We start from the raw sequence: 4,614 nt of genomic DNA, 5'->3' as shown, positions 1-4,614 counted from the left end.
CCGGCCTGCCGGCCATCGACCCCAAGCAGGATCGCGCCATGATCTGCGGCAGCCCAGCGATGCTCGACGACACCAGCCACCTGCTTGACGAGCTCGGGTTCACCATCTCGCCGCGCATGGGTGAGCCCGGGGACTATGTCATCGAGCGGGCCTTCGTCGAGAAATAAGCGCCGAGCCTCAAGCACCGAGCCGCCAAGCTGTTCGGTGACGGGCGGTAGGTAGCGAGGCAGAAACGTGAAACCCCACCGTGCTAACCGCTGGTGGGGTTTCTTGCTACTGGCTACCTGGCTTTAGGCTCCGCTTGGCCGCTTGGCCGCTTGGCCGCTTGGCCGCTTGGCCGCTTGGCCGCTTGGTGCTTAGACCGCGTCCTTGCCGGTCTCGCCGGTACGGATGCGGATGACCTGCTCCAGCGGCGTGACGAAGATCTTGCCGTCGCCGATCTTGCCGGTGTTCGCGACTTGGGTGATGGCATCGATTACCTGCTCTGCCATGTCCTCATCCACGGCGACCTCGAGCTTCACCTTGGGCAGGAAATCGACCACATACTCGGCGCCGCGATAGAGTTCGGTGTGGCCCTTCTGGCGACCGAAACCCTTGACTTCAGTGACGGTGATGCCCTGGACGCCGATCTCGGAGAGCGACTCCCGTACGTCGTCGAGCTTGAACGGCTTGATGATGGCGGTCACCAGTTTCATGGTCTTGATCCTCGTCCTGTCCGTTGGTCGGTGGCGCTGGCCGCCACCCCTGCTGCGTACATTGTGCCAGAGCATACACCCGCTGCGGGAGGAATAAAAAAAGGCCCCCCGCAGGGGGCCAGGAGGAGCACGCCAGTTCACTCGGGGCAGCCTCACTTCTTGGAGGCGCTGAACTCGGGGTAGGCTTCCAGGCCGCACTCCGCCAGGTCGACCCCTTCATACTCCTCTTCTTCGGTCACCCGGACGCCCATCACGGCCTTGAGGATCAGCCAGACGATCAGGCTGGCCACGAACACCCAGAAGAAGATGCCGAGGATGCCGATGAGCTGCGGACCGAAGCCGGCTCCGCTGTTGGTCAGCGGCACGGCCAGCACGCCCCAGATGCCCACCACCCCGTGCACGGAGATGGCACCCACCGGGTCATCCAGCTTCAGCTTGTCCAGGGTCACGATGGCGATGACCACCAGCAGGCCGCCCACGACACCGATCAGCGCGGAGCCCAGTGCGCTGGGCGAGAGCGGATCGGCGGTGATGGCCACCAGGCCCGCCAGGGCGCCGTTCAGCGACATGGTCAGGTCGGCCTTGCGGAACCACAGCTTGGCGAGGATCAGCGCGGCGATCACGCCGCCGGCGGCGGCCGCGTTGGTGTTGACGAACACCTGGGCCACGTTGTTGGCGGAGGAGACGTCGGACATCTTCAGCTCAGAGCCGCCGTTGAAGCCGAACCAGCCCATCCACAGGATGAAGGTACCCAGGGTGGCCAGCGGCAGGTTGGCGCCGGGGATGGCATAGATGCTGCCGTCCTTGCCGTACTTGCCCTTGCGCGGGCCGAGCACCAGCACGCCGGCCAGGGCCGCGGCGGCACCCGCCAGGTGCACGATGCCGGAGCCGGCATAGTCGGAGTAGCCGACCTCGGCCAGCCAGCCACCGCCCCAGGTCCAGTAGCCTGACACCGGGTAGATGAAGCCGGTCATGACCACGGCGAAGGCCAGGAAGGCCCACAGCTTCATGCGCTCGGCCACGGCACCGGAGACGATGGACATGGCGGTGGCCACGAACACCACCTGGAAGAAGAAGTCCGAGCGCATGGAGTAGTAGGGGGCGTCATCGCCGCCGGCGAGCACCGCATCGACGCCGTTCTCGCTGCCGATCAGCGCGCCCAGGCTCGGCAGGATGCCGCCTGCGCCGCTGGAGTACATCACGTAGTAACCCACCAGCAGGTACATGGTGCAGGCGATGGCGAACAGGGCGATGTTCTTGGTGAGGATCTCGGCGGTGTTCTTGGAGCGCACCAGGCCTGCCTCGAGCATCGAGAAGCCGGCGGCCATCCACATCACCAATACGCCGCAGATCAGGAAGTAGAAGGTATCGAGCGCGTAGCTCAGTTCCGGAAGTTCACTCATGGGGGTCTCTCCACGTCAGGAATGGGAAGGGAGGGGCCGTCAGACGGCGTCGGCGCCGCGCTCGCCGGTGCGGATGCGGATCGCGTCCTCCAGCGGCGTGACGAAGACCTTGCCGTCGCCGATCTTGCCGCTGTTGGCCGCACCGCAGATGGCGTCGAGCACGGTATCGAGGCGTGCGTCGTCCACGGCGACCTCGACCTTGACCTTGGGCAGGAAGTCGACCACGTACTCTGCACCGCGATAGAGCTCGGTGTGGCCCTTCTGGCGGCCAAAGCCCTTGACCTCCGTGACGGTGATGCCCTGGACGCCGTTGTCAGCGAGTGCTTCGCGTACATCGTCGAGCTTGAATGGCTTGATGATGGCAGTTATCAGCTTCATCCCGGATCTCCCCTGCTGGATGTCGGCGGCGTGATGCCGTGCGATGGGTGGCTGTCTTGCTCAAGCTAAAACCGTGCCATTCTCACAGATAAGTCTTTTATATCAGTGGAATGAATGGTTGAAAGAGGCGGGTTTCCGGTAGGTTGAGTCCGGCTCTTGCCGTGCTCGCACTCTGGTGGTGCCTGGTCATGGTGCGCGCGCCCCACAAGAGGGCGGCGGTGGGGAATGCGCCGAGCGAGGGCCTTGCGTATCCTGTGGGGAGGCATCCCATCACGATTCAGGAGAGACACCATGGTGAGCCATGATCGCATCAGCCGCCTGGCCCAGCAGATCGGCGACCGCCTGCAGGGCGCTTCCCAGGCCCCGGAGGAGGTGCAGAAGGGCATTCAGCAGGTGGTCAAGGGCGCCTTCGATCGTCTGGAGCTGGTCTCGCGGGAGGATTTCGACATCCTGATGGACGTCTTGCAGCGCACCCGGGCGCGGGTCGAGGCGCTGGAGACGCAGGTAGCGGCCCTCGAGGCGGCGCTGGATAGCACCGCCCCGCGGGAGGCAGCGCCGAGTGAGTCCTCGGCTGCGCTGCCGGATGAACCGAGCCCCGAGGAGGATGCCGGCGCCGGCGAGACCGACCGCTGATCCTCGTCCGGCGTCGGGCACATTCCGTTGGCCTGGGCTAGCCTGAGGTCAGACGGGCTGCGAGGGATCGCCGATGACGCTGGCAATCATCCACACCCGGGCCGGCCTCGGGCTCGAGGCGCCCCAGGTGTTGGTCGAGGTGCATCTGGCCAATGGGTTGCCCGGCATGACTCTGGTGGGCCTGCCGGAAGCCGCCGTCAAGGAGAGCCGCGAGCGGGTGCGCAGTGCCTTGGTGAATGCCGGCTTTGACTTCCCGTTGAAGCGCATCACCCTCAACCTGGCGCCTGCCGACCTGCCCAAGGAGGGGGGCCGCTTCGACCTGCCCATCGCCCTCGGTCTGCTGGTGGCTTCCGGGCAGGTGCCGTCCGATGCGCTGGCGGGCGTCGAGTGTGTCGGCGAGCTTGCCCTGGATGGTCGCCTGCGTCCCTTGACCGGCGTCCTGCCGCTGGCCATGGCGACACGTCGCGCCGGCCGGCGACTGATCGTGCCACGGGCCAATGCCGACGAGGCGGCCCTGGCCGGCGACCTCGAGGTACTGCCCGCGGATCATCTGCTGGAGGTGGTGGCCCACCTGCTGGGTCAGTCGCCCATCTCGCCCCACCCGTCACCGAGCGTAGCCCCGGCCCTCGAGGTGGGCCCCGACCTGGCGGAGGTCCGCGGTCAGCACCAGGCCCGACGTGCCCTGGAAGTGGCCGCGGCCGGCGGGCATAACCTGCTGTTCGCCGGCCCCCCGGGGACCGGCAAGACGATGCTGGCCAGCCGCCTGCCGGGGATTCTGCCGCCGCTTTCCGAGGAGGAGGCCCTTGAGGTGGCAGCGATCCGCTCGGTCGGCGGATTGGCGCATGCCGAACAGTGGGGCGTGCGCCCCTTCCGTGCTCCGCACCATACCGCCAGCGCCGTGGCCTTGGTGGGCGGTGGCTCCAAGCCGCGGCCCGGCGAGATCTCCTTGGCCCACCGCGGGGTGCTGTTCCTCGACGAGTTGCCGGAGTTCTCGCGGCACGTGCTGGAGGTGATGCGCGAGCCGATGGAGTCGGGGCAGATCCATATCGCCCGGGCTAGCCACGAGCGGCGTTACCCCGCTGGCTTCCAGCTGGTGGCGGCCATGAACCCCTGTCCCTGCGGCCATCTGGGCGACCCACGCCAGGCCTGCCACTGCACGGCGGCCCAGATTCAGCGCTACCAGGCGCGCCTCTCGGGACCGCTGCTCGACCGCATCGACCTGCAGGTGGAGGTGCCGGCGCTGGCGCCGGAGCAGCTTACCTCCCGTGAACCGGGCGAGTCATCGGCGGTGGTGCGCAAGCGGGTGCTGGCGGCCCGGGAGCGTCAGGCGGCTCGCGGCGCGCTGAATGCGCGGCTGGCCGGGCAAGCCCTGGAGGAGGCCTGCGCCCTGCAGGCGGGGGATCGCGCCTGGCTGGCCGGCGTGCTGGAGCGACTCAAGCTGTCGGCCCGGGCCTATCACCGGGTGCTGCGGGTGGCCCTGACCCTGGCCGACCTGGCTGGCGAGG

General features: G+C 67.5%; 5 protein-coding genes and 1 pseudogene. 3 read left to right on the top strand and 3 right to left on the bottom strand.

Going from position 1 to position 4,614, the window contains the following annotated elements; genetic code table 11:
- Positions 1 to 167, top strand: a pseudogene (locus RI841_RS14570) (ferredoxin--NADP reductase); the annotation flags it as partial.
- Between the two features lie 189 nt (positions 168 to 356).
- Here RI841_RS14570 and glnK read toward each other — a convergent pair.
- The 3 genes from glnK to RI841_RS14555 form a co-directional block, all read right to left on the bottom strand.
- Entirely contained in the window at positions 357 to 695 is a 339-nt protein-coding gene (gene glnK / locus RI841_RS14565; protein WP_310706355.1) for a P-II family nitrogen regulator, read from the bottom strand.
- A gap of 152 nt (positions 696 to 847) precedes the next feature.
- On the bottom strand, positions 848 to 2,098 hold the full coding sequence (locus RI841_RS14560) for an ammonium transporter (protein ID WP_310706354.1): 1,251 nt from the start codon (positions 2,096 to 2,098) through the stop codon (positions 848 to 850).
- Between the two features lie 39 nt (positions 2,099 to 2,137).
- Complete coding sequence (locus RI841_RS14555; protein WP_310706353.1) at positions 2,138 to 2,476, bottom strand: P-II family nitrogen regulator; 339 nt, start codon at positions 2,474 to 2,476, stop codon at positions 2,138 to 2,140.
- Between the two features lie 291 nt (positions 2,477 to 2,767).
- Between RI841_RS14555 and RI841_RS14550 the strand changes: the two genes are divergently transcribed.
- Positions 2,768 to 3,109, top strand: a complete 342-nt coding sequence (locus RI841_RS14550; RefSeq protein WP_310706352.1) for an accessory factor UbiK family protein — start codon at positions 2,768 to 2,770, stop codon at positions 3,107 to 3,109.
- A gap of 73 nt (positions 3,110 to 3,182) precedes the next feature.
- The coding region (locus RI841_RS14545; protein ID WP_310706351.1) for a YifB family Mg chelatase-like AAA ATPase at positions 3,183 to 4,614 on the top strand (1,432 nt) is incomplete at its 3' end.

The sequence above is a fragment of the Halomonas sp. genome (assembly GCF_031581305.1).
Lineage (GTDB): Bacteria > Pseudomonadota > Gammaproteobacteria > Pseudomonadales > Halomonadaceae > Halomonas.
Note: the sequence above shows the minus strand (reverse complement) of the source record. Positions and strands in the feature narration are given on the sequence as shown.